The organism is Caulobacter sp. FG121, assembly GCF_057809815.1.
On the sequence record NZ_JBMDKR010000003.1, the window covers coordinates 461,413 to 479,074 of the forward strand.

The following is a 17,662-nucleotide window of genomic DNA, read 5'->3' on the forward strand; positions in this document are numbered from 1 at the left end:
GGCGTCTTAGGCGAAAGCGCCGGCGCGGGCGAGACCCTCGCTGGTGGCGTAGGCGCCCGGGCGGCGGCGGGTCAGGCCGAGCGCCATGCCGAGCGTCAGCCCCATCGCCAGCATCGACGAACCGCCGTAGCTGATGAACGGCAAGGTCATGCCCTTGGTCGGGATCATGTTGAGGTTCACCGCTACATTGATCAGGGCCTGCTGGCCGACCAGCACGAACAGGCCTGCGGCCGCCACCTGCTCGAACGGATCGGACAGGCGCAGCGACTTGTACAGGCCCCGCACGACGAGGAAGGCGAACAGGCCGATCAGGGCCAGCGAGAAGACCAGGCCATATTCCTCGGCGAGGACCGAATAGGCAAAGTCGGTGTGCATATCGGGCACGCCCCGCTTCATGACACCTTCGCCCGGCCCACGGCCGAACCAGTGGCCGGCCCAGATGGCCTCCGAAGCCTGGCTGATCTGGTGCTTGTCGGCCTTGTCCGGACTGAGGAACATCTCGACCCGCGCGTGGACGTGCGGCAGCAGGAAGTAGGTGCTGCCCAGGCCGATGACGGCGACGACTCCCAGTCCCATGATCCAGCTGATCGGCACCCCCGCCATCCAGAAGGCCGCGCCGAAGGCGACCGTGATCAGCACCGTCTGGCCGACATCCGGCTGGATCAGTAGCAGCGCGACCGCGATCCCGTAGAGGCAGAAGGCGATGAACACGCCGGGCACGCCCTCGCCCTTCTGGCCTTCGGCGAACATCCAGGCGACCAGCACGATCAGCGCCGGCTTCATGAACTCGGATGGTTGCAGCGTGAATCCGGCGAAGTGGACCCAGCGGGTCGCGCCCTTGGCCTCGTGGCCAATGAACGGTAACGCCGCCATGATGAGTATCATCGCGACATAGATGAAGAAGGCCGCCCGCCGGATCGTCCTGGCCTCCAGCATGGAGACTCCGATCACCAGCCCCGCGGCCAGCACGCCGAACAGCGACTGGCGGACCGCGAAATGGAAGGCGTCGTCATAGTGCAGGCGCGCCGCCGCCGCCGGGCTGGTGCCGAACGACAGCAGGACGCCCAGCGTGATCAGGGTGAAGACGGCCCCGAGCAGCCAGCGGTCCATCGTCCACCACCAGTTGCCGACGCGCGTCGTGTCGGAGCGGAGGAAGGTGTGGGGGCTGTAGCTCACGCGCGCGCTCCCTTGAGGGTCGGCCGCTGAAGGGCTTCGACGGCGGCGCGGAAAGCTTCCCCCCGGGCCTCGAAGTCGCTGAACTGGTCGAACGATGCACAGGCTGGCGACAGCAGGACGATGGCGTCCTCGCCACTGGCCTCTGCGTCGGCGAAGGCGGCTGCCGTGGCTGCCTCGATCGTGCCGGACTGAACGCAGGGCGCGCGGCCCTCGAGGACCCTGGCGAAATCGCCGGCGCCCTCGCCGATCAGGTAGGCCTTCGCCACCCGGCCGAAAAGATCCGCCAGCGGCGCGATCCCGCCTTCCTTGGGCTGTCCGCCCGCGATCCAGTAGACGCGCGGATAGCTGCTCAGGGCCTGGCGGGCGGCGTCGGCGTTGGTCGCCTTGGAGTCGTTGACGAAACGGACCCGGCCGATCATCGCCACGGTCTCCATGCGGTGCGCGAGCCCCGGGAAGGTCATCAGACCCTCGGCGGCCTCCTCCGCGGGCACGCCCATGGCCCGGGCGGCGGCATAGGCCGCGGCGGCGTTCTGCCAGTTATGGCGGCCGGGCAGAGAACGGGCGCGCAGGAGGTCCGCGACCTCGATCACCCGGTCTCCGGTGGCGTCGTAAAGCACACCCTGGATGGCGTAGACACCACGCCCCATCGAGCGACTGGCGCTGATCGGCCAGATGGTCCGGTGGTTCGCGGCGGTGATCTCGGTGCAGATGCGCTGGCACCATGCGTCATCAACGCCGATGATCGCCGTGTCCCCTTTTGTCTGGTTCAGGAGCACGCGACGTTTGGCGGCGACATAGCCCTCCATGCCCCCGTGGCGATCCAGATGGTCGGGCGAAATGTTCAGCAGGACAGCCGCGTCGGGCTTGAGACTGGAGGTCAGATCGAGCTGATAGGACGAGGTCTCAAGCACATAGACGGCGCCGCCGTGCATGTCCGGCAGGTCCAGCACGCCGATGCCGATGTTGCCGCCGATCCGCGTGTCGCGGCCGGCGCTGCCGCAGATATGGCCGAGCAGCGCGGTGGTCGTGGACTTTCCGTTGGTGCCGGTAATCGCCGCGACCTTGGGCCGCTTGTGCGCCGGAGCGGCGTTGACCGTGCGGGCGAAGAGTTCGATGTCGCCGAGGACCTCTACGCCCGCCGCCCTGGCCATCTCGACGGTCCAGTTCGGCTTCGGATGGGTCAGCGGAACGCCTGGCGACAGCATCAGGGCGGCGAATGAAGACCAGTCGGCTGTCTTGAGGTCGACGACCGGAAACCCTTCAGCCGCGGCCGCCGCACGGCCCGCTTCCTTCTCGTCCCACAGCGCCACCTCCGCGCCGCCGGCGACGAGCGCGCGCGCGGCCGTCAGCCCTGTCCGGCCGAGACCGAACACGGCGACCTTGCGTCCCTCAAAGCCGCGGATGGGGATCATGGCGAGTGCTCGAACTCCTAGCGCAGCTTGAGGGTGGCGAGGCCGATGAAGGCCAGCATGAGCGAGACGATCCAGAAGCGGATGACGACCGTCGACTCGGCCCAGCCCAGCTTCTCGAAGTGGTGGTGGATCGGCGCCATCAGGAAGATGCGTTTGCCGGTCCGCTTGAAATAGGCGACCTGGATGATGACGCTGAGCAGTTCGGCGACGAAAAGGCCGCCGATGATGGCCAGGACGATCTCGTGCTTGGCCGCCACAGCGATCACGCCGAGCGCACCGCCGAGCGCCAGGGAGCCGGTGTCGCCCATGAAGATCTTGGCCGGCGGTGCGTTGTACCAGAGGAAGCCCAGGCCGGCGCCGATCAGCGCGCCGCAGATGACCGCGACCTCGCCGACGCCAGGCACGAAATGGACCTGCAGGTATTCGGCGAAGACGTAGTTGCCGACGAGATAGGCGATCAGCCCCAGCGCCGCCGCCGCGATCATAACAGGCACGATGGCCAGGCCGTCGAGGCCGTCGGTGAAGTTCACCGCGTTGGAGAAGCCGACGATCACCACCGCGCCGAACGCGATATAGAACCAGCCCAGGTCCAGCAGAAGCCGCTTGAAGATCGGGAAGGCCACAGACGTCGACAACTCGGGCGCGTCGGGGGATTTGCCGCCAAACTTGATCAGGATGATCACTGCTGCGAAGGCGATGGCGAACTGGATCACGAGCTTGACCGGTCCGGAAACGCCGGCCGTCGTTTGCTTGGTGACCTTGTCGTAGTCGTCCATGAAGCCGAGCACGCCGTAGCCGGCGGTGACCATCAGCACGACCCAGACGTAGATGTTGGTCAGATTGGCCCACAGCAGCGTACCGCCGATGGCGCCGGCCAGGATCATCAGCCCGCCCATGGTCGGCGTGCCGGCCTTCTCGATCACGTGGCGCTGGATGCCTTCGGCCCGGATCGGCTGGCCCTTGCCCTGCTTGGCGCGCATCCAGTTGATGAAGCGCGAGCCCATGGCCACGGCGATGATGAAGCCGGTCGCAGTCGCCATGCCTGTCCTGAAGGTCAGGTATTTCAGCAGGTTCAATAGTGGAACCGCATCCCGCCAGTCGGCAAGGAACTGCAACATCAGGCCGTCTCCCCCGTAACGTCCAAGGCGACCAGCGCGGCGGCGATCGCGCTCGCCCGGCTGCCATTCGATCCCTTGACCATGACCAGATCGCCCGGCTCCACGGCCGACGCGATCTGCGGCGCCAGATCCGCCGCCACTTCCGCGTAGCCGCCCCGACGAGTCGGCGGAAGGGAGTCCCAGAGTGATTTCATCATGGATCCAGCGCAGAAAACGAGGTCAACGTTTGCCGACGCGATCGGCTCGGCCAGCGCGGCGTGGAAAGCCGGCGCTTCGGGGCCCAACTCCAGCATGTCAGTCAGCACCACGATCCGCCGCCCCGCGGCCTGCCGGGCGCCCAGGGTCCTGAAGGCTGCGGCCATCGAGATCGGATTGGCGTTGTAGCTTTCGTCGATCAGCGTGAAGGCGCCGCCGGGGATCCGTACCGTCCGTTCCGCGCCCCGTCCGGCCAGCGGCGCGAAGCCGGCCAGCGCGCCGAGCGCCGTCTCCCGGTCGACATTCATCGCTTCCAGGGTGAGCAGGGCGCAGAGGCTGTTGAGCCCCCAGTGCACCCCGGTCTGAAGCAGGGAATAGCTTATGGCCTGGCCATGGACCTCGGCGCGCACGGTGGCGGCGCCCTCGGCGGCCGAGAAGTCGACCAGCCGGGCGTCGCTGCCTGCGCTCGACCCGAACGACAGGACCCGCGCACCCGCCGCGCGGGCTTGCCGCGCCAGCATCTCGAACCAGCGGTTGTCGGCATTGAGCACCGCGACACCGTCCGGCGCGATACCGTCGAAGATCTCCGCCTTGGCGCGAGCGACGCCGGTCTCACCGTCGGGGAAGTTCTCGATGTGCACCGGACCAACCGTTGTCATGACAGCGACCTGTGGCCGGACCATGCGGGACAGGGGCGTGATTTCGTCGGCATGGTTCATGCCGATCTCGAAGACCGCTCGCTCGGTGGCCGCGGGCATACGCGCCAGAGTGAGCGGGACCCCGATATGATTGTTGTAGGACTTGACCGACGAGTGCCAGCGTCCGGCGCCGGCGAGGCCCGCCGCGATGGCCTGGGTGACGCTGGTCTTGCCGACCGAGCCGGTCACCGCCGCGCGGAGCGCCGGCGAACGGTCCCGCGCCGCGAGGCCCAGGGCTTCCAGCGCCTTCAGCGTGTCCGGGACCAGCACATGCGGCCCCTCGACGGGCTTCGACGCCAGCACGCCCCCCGCCCCCGCCGCGCGGGCGCCTGGCGCGAACAGGTGACCGTCCCGCTCGCCGGTCAGCGCGACGAACAGGTCGCCTGAACCAACGTCGCGGCTGTCGATGGTAATGCCGCCGACCTGGAACGCCGGGCCGACGACGCGCCCGCCAGTCGCCGCAGCGATTTCCTCGGACGTCCAGAGCGGATCAGCCATGCGCCAGCTCCAGTCCAATGGCCGCGGCGGTCTCGGCGACATCATCGAAGGGGTGGTTCACGCCGGCGACCAACTGGCCCTGCTCGTGCCCCTTGCCCGCCACAACCAGAACATCGCCCGCATCGAGGAGGGCGGCTGCGGCCCGAATCGCGTCCCGACGGTCGCCGATTTCGCGGGCTCCAGGCGCCGCGGCGAGGATTTCCGCGCGGATCACGGCCGGAACCTCGGAGCGCGGGTTGTCGTCGGTGACGATGGCGATGTCCGCCAGCCGCGCGGCGATGCCGCCCATGAGGGGGCGCTTTCCGCGATCACGATCGCCACCGGCGCCGAACACCACGATCAGCCTGCCGGCCGTGTGTGGGCGCAGCGCCTTCAGCACCGTCTCGAGACCGTCCGGCGTATGAGCGTAGTCGACATAGGCCTCACCGCCCCGCGGACCGGCGCCGACATGCTGCAGCCGCCCCGGCGCGCCCTTGAGGTGCTCCAGCGCGTGCAGGACGGACGCCGGATCCTCGCCTGCGGCGATGCACAGGCCGGCCGCGACCAGCGCGTTGTCGGCCTGGAAGGCGCCGGCGAGCGGCAGGCGGATATCGAACGACCGACCGCCATGCTCGATCGTCAGCTGTTGTCCGTCGGAGGTCAGGTGACGTGCGACCAGACAAAGTCCCCGGCCGGCCTCCCCTGTCGACAGGACAGGATGTCCCCTGTCGGCGGCAGCCTTGGCGAAGACGTCGAACTGGTCGCTGTCGGCGTTCAGCACCGCCGTTCCGCCGGCGGGCAGAAGCGTGTCGAACAGCCGGAGCTTGGCCGCCCGATAGACGCCCATGGTGCCGTGATAGTCGAGGTGGTCCTGGGTCAGGTTCAGGAACCCTGCGGCCGTCAGCGTCACACCGTCCAGCCGCCGCTGGTCGACGCCATGCGACGAGGCTTCCAGTGCAACATGGGTCACGCCGTCCGCGGCGAGTTTGGCCATGAGCTCGGCGACATCCGCCGCGTCCGGCGTCGTCAGGCCGGGCGGTGTGACCTGCACATCGGGCGCCCCGGCCTGCGAGATCGTGACACCGAGCGTGCCCATGCTGGCGGCCTTGCGGCCCCTGCGGGCGAAGATCTGGCGGCAGAAGGTGGCGACCGAGGTCTTGCCGTTGGTGCCGGTCACCGCGACGCAGGTTTGCGGCTGCGCACCCCAGAAGCCGGCCGCGGCGAGCGCGTAGGCCCGGCGCAAATCGTGCGCGTGAATCACCGGCACGTCGTCGCGCGTAACATCGTCAGGCGCGAGGATCGCGACCGCTCCGGCGGCGATCGCGCCGTCGATGTAGGTGCGGCCGTCGACCTTCGAGCCCGGCATCGCGGCGAACAGGAAGCCGGGGCGGACCTTGCGGCTGTCGGCGGTGACGCCGGTGATCACAGGGTCCGGCGAGACCCGCTGGCCCGTGAGCCTCGAAAGCGGGGCGCTCAAAGCCCCGTCTCCGGCGCCGCGCCGGGCGCGACGGCGCGGGCGGCGATCAGGGTCGGGGCGCCGTAGGTCGGCGTCATGTGACGCGAGACGCCAAGGAAGGGCGCTATGCGATTGATCGTGCGCCCAACGGCGGGCGCGGCGACCCAGCCGCCCGTCCGGATGCCGCCCTTGGGCTCATCCATCAGGACCAGGACGAAATAGCGGTCGGCCTCGACGGGACCTTCCGTCGGAAAGACCGCAGCGAAAGAGCCGACCTGCTTGTAGTCGCTGTAGCGACGGATCGCCGGATCCCACTTCTCGCCGGTCCCGGTCTTGCCGCCGACCGAAAGCCCTGGGGCGTCAGCCTTGCGGCCGGTGCCCTCGACGACATTGCCGCGCATGATCTGCAGCATCGAAAGCGTGGTCTGCTCCGACACGACCCGCTTGCCTTCGGGGCGATAGCCGACCGGCATCTTGCGAATGGTCAGCGGGACCATCCGGCCGCCGTTGAGGATGGCGCCCATGGCCTGGGCCAGGGTCAGTGGCGAAACGTCGATCCCGTGACCGAACGAGACGCTGGCGATGTCGTCATCGTCCCACTTCTTCGGCGTCAGGGGGCGGGCCGACTCGATCAGCTCGACCCGGGCCCTGCGGGTCAGGCCGAACAGGTTGAAATAGCGGGTCAGCTGCTCATTGCCGATGGCGTGGGCCAGCAGCGCCGTGCCGATGTTTGACGAGTGGTTGAACACCTCGCGCAGCGTCAGGATGCGGTTGGTGCCGTGGTAGTCATGGATTGTCCGGTAGCCCATCTTCAGGGGCGTTCGGGCGTCGTAGGTCGAGTCCGGCGTGGCCACCCGGGTGTCCAGGCCGATGGCGACCGTGAAGGCCTTGAAGGTCGATCCCATCTCGAAGACCGACGCCGCGGCGCGGTTCAGCTTCTGATCGGGCGTCGCGCGCTGCTGGAAGTTGGGATCGAAGTCCGGCCAGCTGGCCAGGGCCAGGATCTCGCCGGTGTGAATATTGGTGACGATCCCCACCGCCCCGTTGGGATGAAATTCCGCGGCGGCGCTTGCCAATTCCTCTTCCAGGGCCGCCTGAACCCGCACGTCTACAGACAGGGCCACCGGCTTGCCCTCGCCGCCGGCCTTCAGAATATCCACCTGCAGGGCGCGTTCCGCGCCGGCGAGGCTCACCCCGCCTTTCTCCGTGTAGCCGATCAGATGAGCGGCCAGCGGACCGAGCGGATAGACCCGGCGCTCTTCCGGCTCGAAGATGAGGCCCGGAAGACCCAGGTCATGAACGCGCGCGCGCTCGGCAGGGGTCAGCCCCCCGATCAGAAACGCGCGCTTCTTCGCCGCCAGGGCCCTGTCGACCTGCGCCGGCGTGAGCTGCGGCAGCGCGGCGAGCAAGGCGGCCCGCGTCTCGCGCTTGCTCCAAATGTCCTTCAGGTCCAGCGACAGGGCGTAGTGGACAAGATTGACCGCCAGCAGCCGCCCTTCCCGATCAACGAGGTCAGCGCGTTCCGGCGCGCCGACAACCGCGCCGCCCGTCCGCCCCGCATGGGCGAAAGTCGCCGACCACACGGCGCCGAGGGACATGACGGCAAAGCCGACCGCGAACACGAACATCACCAGGAAGATGCGGATGCGGGTGTCATTCTCTGCCCGGCCGTCCGCCTGGGCGCGTTCGAACGCATGCTCGACCCGCCAGACGCGTTCGATGATCCAGCGCCACAGCGCGGGATACCTCTGCGGGGTCAGGTCGGCGATGCTCATGGGACCGCCACGGCGGCGGTTGAGACGACCTGGGGTCGGGGGTGGGCGTTGGCGACCTCGCTCAGCGTGTCGAGCGACGCTTCCTGGTGGACCGACACCGGAGCCATTTCGAGATAGCCACGCGCCAGACGCTCGAGACGCTCGGGTTGCTCCAGGTGCGCCACCTCGGCTTCGAGCACGCGGATTCGCTGCCGCTCCTTGTCGATGTTCGCTTCGACCTGGCCGATTTCGTTGCGCTCGCGCCCTGCGATGGTCTTGGCCAGGTTCACGCCGACAGCCAGCACCAGAAGCAATGCGGCGAACACGATGTTCAGCGTCCGGAAGCCGCGGATGCGGTGATTGAGCAGGGCGGTGATCATGCCGCGTCCCTCCAGGCCGGCGCCTCGGTGCGCACGCCGGCGCGCAGCTTGGCCGAACGGGCGCGGGGGTTGGCCGCGAGCTCGGCGTCGCCAGGCTCCATCGCGCCCTTGAACGGCAACGCAAACGTCGGCGCGGGCCCGCCCGCCACCGGCGGGGCATGGCGCGAGCCGCCCGGGAGGTTGCCGGATCGGGCGGTGAAGAAGGCCTTCACGATGCGATCCTCGAGCGAATGAAAGGTTACGACGACCAGCCGCCCGCCCGTCTTGAGAATCTTCTCCGCCGCGACCAGCGCAGCCTCGAGCTCGGCAAGCTCCTCGTTGACCGCGATGCGCAAGGCCTGGAAGACCTTTGTCGCCGGATGCGTCTTGGCGCCACGCCGTCCACCGAGAGCCTTTTCGACCACCTCGGCCAGGTCAAGGGTGCGCTCGAACAGCTGGATTGCGCGGCGGCGGATGATGAAGGACGCGATCCGGCGGCTCTCACGCTCCTCGCCATACAGCCAGATGATCCGGGCCAGTTCGTCCTTCTCCAGCGTGTTGACCAGATCGGCGGCGGTCGGCCCGGTATCGCTCATGCGCATGTCCAGCGGCCCGTCGCGCATGAAGGAAAAGCCGCGATCGGCCTCATCCAGCTGCATCGAAGACACGCCGATATCCAGCGCGATCCCGTCGACGGATGCAGGCCCGAAATGGTCGCCCATCTCGGAGAAGCGCGCTTCGATCAGCCGGAACCGGCCCGTTGCTTCCAGCGGCGCGGCGAAGCGGCGCGCGGACGGATCGCGGTCGAAGGCCACGACCTGGGCCCCGGAATCGAGAAAGGCGCGAGCGTATCCGCCCGCGCCGAAGGTGCCGTCGACGATCAGCGCGCCGGGGCCGGGCCTCAGCGCGCCCACGACCTCATCGAGCAGTACGGAGAGATGCGGCGCTTCGCTCATTCGGCCGCCCCGGTGAGACGGGACCGCTGGGCGGCGCGCAGTTGTGCAAGGCCCGTGCGGGCCGTTTCGCGCGCGGCGGCGCGGTGCGCCTGGAAGGCGTCGCGGGTCCAGATCTGGAAGCGGTCGCCCATGCCGACAACCGACACCCAGTCGGTCAGGCCGACCATGTCACACAGGGCGGGCGGCAGCGTGATGCGACCGGCGTCGTCGAAGGACAGGCGCGACATGCCGCCGAGCACGCTGGTCTCGAGCGCCGACCGAAGCGGATCGCCGAACGGAAGCTCCTCGATCAGCGCGAGGTAACGGTCGAACAAGGCTTTGCCGCCACCCTCAAGGCAGTCGGCCTCGATCGAGGGAAAGCAGAAGACGCCGTCGAAGGGCTGACCGACGGCCGCGCGGAACCCATGCGGCACGACGATGCGGCGCTTGCTGTCCAGCTGCTTGTCAAAGGTCGACAGGAACACGTCGCCCAATCCCCGCCCAAGGCCGCCGGACCCCATCCGACGACAGTGACTGGGTTAACATGGGATGAAATGGGAGGCAATGACACCAGACGGCGTTTCTTCACGAAAACAACAATGTCGCAGGCGATAGTGGTTAACGCCTGTAAACAATCCACAGAACATACACTGAACACGTTAATAACAACGGGGATAACCGGCGCCTCAATGCAGTCTATGCGGGTGGGGAAAGGCGGATCAGACGGCCTGTAAGCCGGGTTCTGTGCCAACGCCCTTGCGGGCGCGCGACGATCATTCCTCTGGACCGCCCCTCGCGGGACGGTTCTCGCGACCAACCCGGATCCCTCGGGCCGGAGACGGCCCTGCCCGGCAGTATCCGTGGACACACCGGGCGCGGAATCCCTATTCGGTCTTGCTCCAGGCGGGGCTTGCCATGCCGTCCGTGTCACCACGTCCGCGGTGGGCTCTTACCCCACCCTTTCACCCTTCCCGCCGCCGAAGCGGAGGAGGTTTGCTTTCTGTGGCGCTATCCCTCGGGTCACCCCGGGCGGGCGTTACCCGCCGCCTTGTCACCGTGGAGCCCGGACTTTCCTCGACCCCCGAAGGGACCGCGATCGCCCGGCCGTCTGATCCGTCGCGGGTTGTGGGGGATGGGGGCGGTGCGGTCAATGCGTCCTTCGAGACGCTCGCTTGAGGCTCGCTCCTCAGGATGACGAGGAGACGTGCGAACCAAAGATCTTCTTCATGGTGAGGTGCGATCCCCCAGGATCGCGTCTCGAACCACGCAGGATCAGCCCGCCGCCCGAAGCACCGCCATCAGGCGCGCCCGCGTCAGGCCGTCGGCTACGCCGTCGAACCGGCTCTGCACCCAGTGGCGCTGAAAGGCCGTCACCGTGTCGCGCGTCTTCTGGTCGAACTTCCCGGTCGGTGCGCAGTCATAGCCCAGCCGGGTCAGGCCGGCCTGCAGGGCAAAGACCCCTACCCCCTCGGCGCCCTCGGCAAGCGGATCGCCGGGCGCCGGGTCGGCTTCGGCCCAGATGCCGTGCCCTGCGTCCGCAAGCTGCTTCCAGGGAAACAACTCGCCGGGATCTTCCTTTCGCTCCGGCGCTACGTCGCAGTGGCCGAGGATACGGCTATCCTCGATGTCCCAGCGGGTGCGGATGTCGGTGACGAGCGCAATGACGGCCGCGATCTGGGCCTCCGGAAACGGCCGGTAGCCGAACTCGTGGCCGGGATTGACGATCTCGATGCCGATCGAGGCGTGGTTGACGCCTGTCTCGCCCTTCCAGAACGACCGACCCGCGTGCCAGGCCCGGCGCTCCTCGGCGACCAGCCGGAAGATGCGGCCATCCTCCTCGACGAGGTAATGGGCCGAGACCTCGGCGGCTGGATCGCACAGCCGGGCCAGCGCGGCCTCACCGGTCTGCATGCCGGTGTAGTGCAGCACCAGCATGTCCGGAACCTTGGTCCGGGCATCGAAATTCGGCGACGGGGTGTCGATGAAGGTCAGGGTCATTGCACCCGGTTTCTCATCAGGAGGAGCAAGGGCATCACATGGTTGGGCCGCAGGGCGACGATCAGCACGCCGGCCAGCGCCAGAGTCGCGCCGATGGCCATCCTTGCATCGAAATGGTCGTGCGTGACCAGCACGCCGAGGATGATCGTGAACAGCGGCGTCAGCAGGGTCAGAGGCGAGATCAGGGTCGCCTCATACTTCTGGATCAGGCCGTAATAGGTCGTGTGCGCCAGCACTGACACGATCAGGGCCGAGAACAGCACCGCCGCCAGGAAGGGACAGCCGGCGTGAAGGGCCGCAGCCCATTGTCCGTGTTCCCCAAGCGCGCTTACGCCCAGCAATGGCAAGGCCGAGGTGAATCCGACCCAGGCCTGGAACTGCAGCGGCTTCACCCCCTCCATCTGCTTCATCATCACCGCGCCGAGCGAGCCGGTCAGGGCCGCGGCCGCCACGAGCCAGAGTCCGGCCGACATGGAGAGACCCGCCGGGTTCCACATCACCACCACGGCGCCGAGGAAGGTCAGGACCATGCCGATACCGCGTCGCCAGCGGACCTGCTCGCCGAGCATGAACATCGAGAGGACGGTCGTCATCGGCACGCCCAGCTGAACCACGATGGAGGCGGCCGACGGGCTCGCCGTCTTCAGACCCATGAACATCAAGGCGAAGTTGGCCCCGCCGATCAGCTGGCAGACGACCACCATCCGCCAGATTGGCCTCGGCGCCGGCAGCAGCCACGGCAGGGTGCAAAGCATCACGACCATGAACCGCGCGCCGGCGTAGTACAGCGGCGGCACGCCCCAGTGGGCGACAACGATCTTGCTGATGATGTTGTTCAACGCCCAGACGAGACACATCAGAACGAGCAGGGCGAAGTCGCGAAGGGCCATGGGCGACCTCTAGGCCCCTTTCGTCGCGGAAAGCGAGCGCCAAGACGACCGGCCGTTCAACGGCGGCGGGTGAACCGAAGCGCCGTGCGCGTATCCGAGAATGCGCAGACCTTGTTGTCGACCAGGCCGTAAGCCTTTGCGGCGGCCATGACCTCGACGTCCCTGATCCGCAGCAGCTTGCCCTTCAGCGAGACGATCCACAGCGCGCCGCGCTCGGCCAGCATCGGGATAATCTCGGGCAACCGGTCGAGGTCCCCCTGCGAGTCTGCCCCCAAAATCAGTATATCAAGTTCGCTGAACGCGTTCGACAAACTGGCGCGGGTGGCGAGTTCGGTCGCGAAATCCGGATCCTCAAGATTGAGAATCGCCGCTGTCATGCCGGCCTTGACGCCCAGCTTGTCGAGACGGCCCGGCGGGTTGGCGATCGCTTGCGCCCAGCGCCCTGCCTGAACGTCGCCAAGGGTGAAACGGGAGCCGTCGGCGAGGACGAGGTCAGCGCCATCCGCGGCGATGCCCTTGAGCGCGTCGCCCTCGAAGACCCTGCGGGTCGCGCCGCGAAAGATCAGCTTCGGCGACTCCCACTGCAGCCGTCCGACCTCGACGTCGTCGCCGAACCGGGCCGGAATGGCGTCGACGTCCTTTCCCATCAGATCTCGATCCCCGGCCCGGCGTTGAGCTTGCGGCAGGTGTCGGCGAACGCCCGGCGCAGGGCCGACGGCGGAGCCTTCACAGGCCCGTAGCGCTGGGCGCCGTAGCTGGCGCTGATGGGGCGCCCGCTCACAATGGCTGTCAGCATCGCCTCGTCAGCCGGCCCGGTGGCGCTCACGTGGGCGCTTTGCGGGTCCTCGGCGACGACGAGCGCGAAGGCGTCGTCACCCGCGCCGATGGTCAGCCGCTCTTCACTGCCGATCGGGTGGAAGGCCCGGGCGACGACCATGATCCCGTCGCCCCGGGCGCAGACCAGGCTGATCGGCGCGTCGGCCGTGGCCGCATTCGTGACCCAGGCCATCTCGACGCTGTTCTTGCCGATGCCGAACGCCCAGCGCGCCTCGCCGGCCTGAGCCGGCGCCGCCGGACCGGCCGGCGCGGGCTTGCACCCGGCCAGGCCCAGTCCCGCGATAGCGATCAGCGCCAGCCCCCGCATCACATGCCTTTGAAGTTGGCCGGACGCTTCTCGAGCAGGGCGTCGACGCCTTCCATATGGTCCTCGGTCAGATGACAGATGGCCTGGGAGGCGGCGCTCATTTCCAGCAGGGTGTCATAGCTGGTGCTCTGACCGTGCTTCAGCAGCGACTTGGCAAGGCGCAGCGCGTGCGGCGGCTGCTGGGCGATCCGTTCCGCCAGCTTCATGGCCTCATCCATCAGCGACTCTTCCGGCACGACCCGGCTCACCAGCCCCCAGTCGCAGGCGGTCTGGGCGTCGATGACATCGCCGGTGAACAGCAGTTCGGAAGCGCGGCTCATGCCGATGGTCCGCGGCAGCAGCCAGGCGCCGCCGTCCCCCGGGATCAGGCCGAGCTTGAGGAAGGTCACGCCCAGCTTTGCGCCCGTGGCGGCGATCCGGATGTCGGTCATGCAGGCCACGTCACAGCCGAGGCCGATAGCCGCGCCGTTGACCGCCGCGATCGACGGAACCTCGAGGCCGTAGATGGCGCGGACGATGCGGTGGATGTTGGTGCGGTAATTCTCGCGGATGCTGACGGCGTTGCCGCCGAACGCGCCCTCACGGTCCTTCATGGCCTTGACGTTCCCGCCGGCCGAAAAGGCGCGGCCGGCGCCGGTCAGGATCACACAGCGGACCGACCTGTCGGCGTTGATCTCGGCGCAGGCGGCGGCCACCTGATCGCCGTCTCCGGGCGCGCCCAAAGCGTTCATCGCGTCCGGGCGATTGAGGGTCAGAATGGCGACATGGCCGCGCTTTTCGGTGGTGATCAGGCTCATGGTCGCTTCCCCGGGGGTTCTGATTGGACTGCGATTGTTCCATAGCCGGACTGAAGCGCCGCGGGATCAAAAAATTCCGTCATCCTCGGGCTTGTCCCGAGGACCCATGCACGCGGTTTTCGCCGGAAGGGGCGCCCGCCCCCTCGCAATCCACGACACGCTTCGGCGTTCATGGGTCGTCGGAACAAGTCCGACGATGACGAAAGAAGGGTGTGCCGGTCGATCCACGTTTGTTGTGGATAACACCGATCGCAAAGCAGTGGCCCTGTTGCGACGACGAGTCCCCGGCCGTCCACAAAACATCCACCACGTCTACCCGAACCATGCACAGCGCCGCCTGCCGCGGCCGTTGCGCCCCGACCGGAGCGGACGCACTCTCAATCCGTCGAGAGGAAACGCGGCGCGGGCGAGACGGGAAACCGGAAGGCCAGGCGGGCGGGACGCTCCAGGAGCCAAGGACCGGAGGGAGACCTTCGGAGACCGGACCGGGAGCGGATTGTCAGGAGCCGGAAGAAATTCCAGGTTCAGGACGATCCGGGACCTCCAGACCGCAGCTCCCGAGAGGGCGCTGGGTGAGAGGGCGATGCGGCCGGGCGACCGGAAGTATCGTCCTCTTGCTCGTTCAGGGCCCTGCTATTCTGGTCGCTTGCCGACACCGGTCATTCATCGACCCTTGGCGCCCCATTTCCCGCGACCTACCTTGCCTTGGCAGAAGCTGGGGATTCCGCACATGACCACCCGCCGTCAGATGATCGCCGCCTCCCTGGCGGTTCTCGCAGCCGCCTGCTCGCCGAAGCCAAAGGCGGCGAACGGCCGCAAGACCATCCGCTTCGCCACCGACTGGCGGGCCCAGGGGGAGCATGGCGGCTTCTACCAGGCGCTGGCCTCGGGCGAGTACGCCAAACGAGGGCTCGACGTGACCATCATGCAGGGCGGTCCCAGCGTGAACGTCCCGCAGCTTCTGGCCGCCGGCGCCATCGAGATGGGTATGGGCTCCAACAGCTTCATCCCGCTGAACATGGCGGCCGAAAAGGCGCCGGTGAGGGCGGTCGCAGCCTTCTTCCAGAAGGACCCGCAGGTGCTGATCGCGCACCCCGGCACGGGCGTGGCGAAGATCGCCGACATGGCCGGCCGGCCGATCCTGCTGGCCGACGCGTCGAAGACGGCCTTCTGGGTCTGGCTCAAGGCCAAGTACGGCTTCACCGACGCCCAGGTGCGCAGCTACAACTACAGCCTGGCGCCGTTCCTCGCAGATCAGCGGGCGATCGTGCAGGGCTACCTGTCCAGCGAGCCTTATCAGGTGGAAAAGGAGGGCCATTTCAAGCCCGCCGTCTTCCTGCTCGCCGACGAAGGTTATCCCGGCTACGCCACCATGGTGCTGGCCCCGAACAGGATCATCGAGACTGATCCGGACATGGTGCGCGCCTTCGTGGAGGCCAGCGCCGTGGGCTGGAAGGCCTATCTGCATGGCGACCCCGCCGCGGCTGACGCGCTCATCCTCAAGGACAACCCGGAAATGACCCCGGCCCTGCTGGCCAACGCCCGCGAGCAGATGCGCCTGCACGGCATCGTCGAATCCGGCGACGCGGCCGGCGGCAACGTCGGCGCGATGAGCGAGGCTCGCTGGGCCGAGTTCTTCAGGGTCACCTCGCAACAAGGCGTCTATCCGAAGGACATGGACTACCGTCAGGCCTTCACGCTCGACTTCGTGACACCGAAGGCGTGACCGCCGCCCTCTCCAGTGTAGAGGTCGACTATCGCGGCCGGCGGGCGCTGGGACCGGTCGACCTGTCGCTGGCCGACGGCGAGATCGTCGCCCTGGTCGGGCCGAGCGGGTGTGGCAAGTCGACCGCCATGCGCCTGCTGGCCGGACTGGAGCAACCCACGCGGGGGACGGTCGACCGCACGGCCGGACGGGGCGAGACCTCACTGGTCTTCCAGGCCCCCACGCTGGCCCCGTGGATGAGCGCCGCGGCCAATGTCGCCCTGCCGCTCGAGCTGGCCGGCGTCGAGCGCCGGATCGCGCGTGACCGGGCCTGCGAAGCCCTCGAGCGGGTCGGTCTCGGCGCCGCGACCGACAGCCGGCCGGCGCAGCTATCGGGCGGCATGGCCATGCGGGTGTCGCTGGCCCGGGCGCTGGTGACCCGCCCTCGCCTGCTGCTGCTGGACGAGCCGTTCGCGGCGCTCGACGAGATCACCCGCCGCACCCTCGCCGACGATGTCCTCTCGCTCTGGTCGGACCTGAGGCCGGCGATCCTGTTCGTCACCCATAACGTCGAGGAGGCCGTCTATATGGCCTCACGGGTCATCGTGATGACGCCGGGGCCGGGCCGCATCGCCGGCGAGGCCGCCGTCGAGGGGGCCATGCCGCGGCCGCCGGGTTTCCGCACGACGGAGGCCTTCCGGAAGACCGCCGAGGCCGTGTCCGGTCTGCTGGCCGACGGCATGGAGCGCGCGGCGTGAAGGCCCTCACCGCCATCCTGGCGCCCGTCGTCTTCATCGGCCTGATCCTCGGCGCCTGGGAATTCGCCTGCCGGGCGCTGGCGGTGCCGAGCTATTTTCTGCCCACCCCGTCCGCGATCGGCGTAGCCCTGCGGGACAATCTGCCGCTGCTGGCCCTCTCGGGCTGGAACACCCTGGCCACGGCGCTCTGGGCCCTGCTCGCCGCCAGCCTCGTGGCCAGCCTGCTGGCCCTGACCGCCGGGCTGAGCAATCTCGTTGAACAGGCAATTCACCCCGTGGTCGTGACGCTCAGCGTGACTCCGATCATCGCCATAGCGCCCATCGTGGCGGTCTGGGCTGGTCTGGAGCATCCGGAGCGCGCCGTAGTCGGTCTGGCGGCCGTCGTGGCCTTCTTCCCGATCTTTTCCGGCGTCCTGACCGGCCTGAAATCGACCGATCCCGACCTTGAGCGCTTGTTCGACCTCTATGGCGCGACCCGTTGGCAGAAGCTGACCCGTCTGCGCCTTCCCAGCGCCGCGCCCCTCATTCTCCAGGGCCACAAGGTGGCCGCCAGTCTGGCTGTTGTCGGGGCCGTGGTGGCTGAATTCGGCGCAGGGTCGGGCGGATCGCAGGGCCTGGCGTGGCGCATTCTTGAAGCCACCAATCGATTGCAGACAGCGAAGGCCTTCGCGGCGCTGTTCGTTCTGGCGGTCATGGGCGCCGGTCTCTACGCCATCCTGCAGGCGGCGGAACGCCGGGCGCTGATCTGGTGGCGCGGCCGTTAGGCGAGGATTAAGCGGCGCGCACTACA

General features: G+C 68.1%; 17 protein-coding genes and 1 other RNA gene. 3 read left to right on the top strand and 15 right to left on the bottom strand.

Translation table 11 applies throughout. From position 1 onward, the window contains the following. Positions 1-6: 6 nt before the first annotated feature. The 15 genes from ftsW to ACODSL_RS11255 all read right to left on the bottom strand — a co-directional run bounded on the left by ftsW (position 7) and on the right by ACODSL_RS11255 (position 14,409). Positions 7-1,176 (bottom strand): putative lipid II flippase FtsW, encoded by a 1,170-nt coding sequence (ftsW, locus tag ACODSL_RS11185; RefSeq protein WP_488900751.1) that lies wholly within the window; start codon positions 1,174-1,176, stop codon positions 7-9. After that, positions 1,173-2,588, bottom strand: coding sequence for a UDP-N-acetylmuramoyl-L-alanine--D-glutamate ligase (gene murD / locus ACODSL_RS11190; protein ID WP_488900752.1), 1,416 nt, complete (start codon positions 2,586-2,588; stop codon positions 1,173-1,175). Before murD ends, ftsW begins: the two co-directional genes overlap by 4 nt. A gap of 17 nt (positions 2,589-2,605) precedes the next feature. Next, the gene (gene mraY / locus ACODSL_RS11195) at positions 2,606-3,706 is read right to left on the bottom strand and encodes a phospho-N-acetylmuramoyl-pentapeptide-transferase (RefSeq protein ID WP_488900753.1); all 1,101 of its coding nucleotides are present in this window, start codon (positions 3,704-3,706) and stop codon (positions 2,606-2,608) included. Further along, positions 3,706-5,097, bottom strand: coding sequence for a UDP-N-acetylmuramoyl-tripeptide--D-alanyl-D-alanine ligase (locus ACODSL_RS11200; RefSeq protein WP_488900754.1), 1,392 nt, complete (start codon positions 5,095-5,097; stop codon positions 3,706-3,708). Before ACODSL_RS11200 ends, mraY begins: the two co-directional genes overlap by 1 nt. After that, positions 5,090-6,553: a UDP-N-acetylmuramoyl-L-alanyl-D-glutamate--2,6-diaminopimelate ligase gene (locus ACODSL_RS11205; protein WP_488900755.1), complete on the bottom strand. Its 1,464-nt coding sequence runs from the start codon at positions 6,551-6,553 to the stop codon at positions 5,090-5,092. The genes ACODSL_RS11200 and ACODSL_RS11205 overlap by 8 nt, the downstream gene beginning before the upstream one ends. Further along, complete coding sequence (locus ACODSL_RS11210) at positions 6,550-8,307, bottom strand: peptidoglycan D,D-transpeptidase FtsI family protein (protein ID WP_488900756.1); 1,758 nt, start codon at positions 8,305-8,307, stop codon at positions 6,550-6,552. Before ACODSL_RS11210 ends, ACODSL_RS11205 begins: the two co-directional genes overlap by 4 nt. After that, a complete protein-coding gene (ftsL, locus tag ACODSL_RS11215; protein ID WP_488900757.1) occupies positions 8,304-8,666 on the bottom strand; it encodes a cell division protein FtsL in 363 nt (120 codons plus the stop codon). Before ftsL ends, ACODSL_RS11210 begins: the two co-directional genes overlap by 4 nt. Next, positions 8,663-9,601 (bottom strand): 16S rRNA (cytosine(1402)-N(4))-methyltransferase RsmH, encoded by a 939-nt coding sequence (gene rsmH / locus ACODSL_RS11220; RefSeq protein ID WP_488900758.1) that lies wholly within the window; start codon positions 9,599-9,601, stop codon positions 8,663-8,665. The genes ftsL and rsmH overlap by 4 nt, the downstream gene beginning before the upstream one ends. Continuing rightward, the gene (locus ACODSL_RS11225) at positions 9,598-10,065 is read right to left on the bottom strand and encodes a division/cell wall cluster transcriptional repressor MraZ (RefSeq protein WP_488900759.1); all 468 of its coding nucleotides are present in this window, start codon (positions 10,063-10,065) and stop codon (positions 9,598-9,600) included. The genes rsmH and ACODSL_RS11225 overlap by 4 nt, the downstream gene beginning before the upstream one ends. A gap of 230 nt (positions 10,066-10,295) precedes the next feature. Further along, an RNA gene (rnpB, locus tag ACODSL_RS11230) (RNase P RNA component class A) lies at positions 10,296-10,692 on the bottom strand. 160 nt (positions 10,693-10,852) lie between these two features. Next, positions 10,853-11,578: a peptidoglycan recognition protein family protein gene (locus ACODSL_RS11235; RefSeq protein ID WP_488900760.1), complete on the bottom strand. Its 726-nt coding sequence runs from the start codon at positions 11,576-11,578 to the stop codon at positions 10,853-10,855. Continuing rightward, on the bottom strand, positions 11,575-12,468 hold the full coding sequence (locus tag ACODSL_RS11240; RefSeq protein WP_488900761.1) for a DMT family transporter: 894 nt from the start codon (positions 12,466-12,468) through the stop codon (positions 11,575-11,577). Before ACODSL_RS11240 ends, ACODSL_RS11235 begins: the two co-directional genes overlap by 4 nt. A 56-nt stretch (positions 12,469-12,524) precedes the next feature. Further along, entirely contained in the window at positions 12,525-13,115 is a 591-nt protein-coding gene (locus tag ACODSL_RS11245; RefSeq protein WP_488900762.1) for a DUF3052 domain-containing protein, read from the bottom strand. Next, the gene (locus tag ACODSL_RS11250; protein ID WP_488900763.1) at positions 13,115-13,612 is read right to left on the bottom strand and encodes a hypothetical protein; all 498 of its coding nucleotides are present in this window, start codon (positions 13,610-13,612) and stop codon (positions 13,115-13,117) included. The genes ACODSL_RS11245 and ACODSL_RS11250 overlap by 1 nt, the downstream gene beginning before the upstream one ends. Further along, complete coding sequence (locus ACODSL_RS11255; protein WP_488900764.1) at positions 13,612-14,409, bottom strand: crotonase/enoyl-CoA hydratase family protein; 798 nt, start codon at positions 14,407-14,409, stop codon at positions 13,612-13,614. Before ACODSL_RS11255 ends, ACODSL_RS11250 begins: the two co-directional genes overlap by 1 nt. 730 nt (positions 14,410-15,139) lie before the next feature. Here ACODSL_RS11255 and ACODSL_RS11260 point away from each other — a divergent pair. The 3 genes from ACODSL_RS11260 to ACODSL_RS11270 are packed head-to-tail and all read left to right on the top strand — an operon-like array spanning position 15,140 to position 17,636. Continuing rightward, positions 15,140-16,135, top strand: coding sequence for an ABC transporter substrate-binding protein (locus ACODSL_RS11260; protein ID WP_488900765.1), 996 nt, complete (start codon positions 15,140-15,142; stop codon positions 16,133-16,135). Then, positions 16,132-16,872 carry an ABC transporter ATP-binding protein gene (locus ACODSL_RS11265; RefSeq protein WP_488900766.1) on the top strand — a complete coding sequence of 247 codons (741 nt, stop codon included), beginning with the start codon at positions 16,132-16,134 and terminating at the stop codon, positions 16,870-16,872. The genes ACODSL_RS11260 and ACODSL_RS11265 overlap by 4 nt, the downstream gene beginning before the upstream one ends. Next, positions 16,869-17,636 carry an ABC transporter permease gene (locus ACODSL_RS11270; RefSeq protein WP_488900767.1) on the top strand — a complete coding sequence of 256 codons (768 nt, stop codon included), beginning with the start codon at positions 16,869-16,871 and terminating at the stop codon, positions 17,634-17,636. Before ACODSL_RS11265 ends, ACODSL_RS11270 begins: the two co-directional genes overlap by 4 nt. Positions 17,637-17,662 lie beyond the last annotated feature (26 nt).

What these genes read in the sequence shown, in the direction of transcription:
- murD (WP_488900752.1), bottom strand. Translation starts at nt 2,588, where the DNA reads ATGATCCCCATCCGCGGCTTTGAGGGACGCAAGGTCGCCGTGTTCGGT.
- mraY (WP_488900753.1), bottom strand. Translation starts at nt 3,706, where the DNA reads ATGTTGCAGTTCCTTGCCGACTGGCGGGATGCGGTTCCACTATTGAAC.
- ACODSL_RS11200 (WP_488900754.1), bottom strand. Translation starts at nt 5,097, where the DNA reads ATGGCTGATCCGCTCTGGACGTCCGAGGAAATCGCTGCGGCGACTGGC.
- ACODSL_RS11210 (WP_488900756.1), bottom strand. Translation starts at nt 8,307, where the DNA reads ATGAGCATCGCCGACCTGACCCCGCAGAGGTATCCCGCGCTGTGGCGC.
- ftsL (WP_488900757.1), bottom strand. Translation starts at nt 8,666, where the DNA reads ATGATCACCGCCCTGCTCAATCACCGCATCCGCGGCTTCCGGACGCTG.
- rsmH (WP_488900758.1), bottom strand. Translation starts at nt 9,601, where the DNA reads ATGAGCGAAGCGCCGCATCTCTCCGTACTGCTCGATGAGGTCGTGGGC.
- ACODSL_RS11235 (WP_488900760.1), bottom strand. Translation starts at nt 11,578, where the DNA reads ATGACCCTGACCTTCATCGACACCCCGTCGCCGAATTTCGATGCCCGG.
- ACODSL_RS11240 (WP_488900761.1), bottom strand. Translation starts at nt 12,468, where the DNA reads ATGGCCCTTCGCGACTTCGCCCTGCTCGTTCTGATGTGTCTCGTCTGG.
- ACODSL_RS11245 (WP_488900762.1), bottom strand. Translation starts at nt 13,115, where the DNA reads ATGGGAAAGGACGTCGACGCCATTCCGGCCCGGTTCGGCGACGACGTC.
- ACODSL_RS11250 (WP_488900763.1), bottom strand. Translation starts at nt 13,612, where the DNA reads ATGCGGGGGCTGGCGCTGATCGCTATCGCGGGACTGGGCCTGGCCGGG.
- ACODSL_RS11255 (WP_488900764.1), bottom strand. Translation starts at nt 14,409, where the DNA reads ATGAGCCTGATCACCACCGAAAAGCGCGGCCATGTCGCCATTCTGACC.
- ACODSL_RS11260 (WP_488900765.1), top strand. Translation starts at nt 15,140, where the DNA reads ATGACCACCCGCCGTCAGATGATCGCCGCCTCCCTGGCGGTTCTCGCA.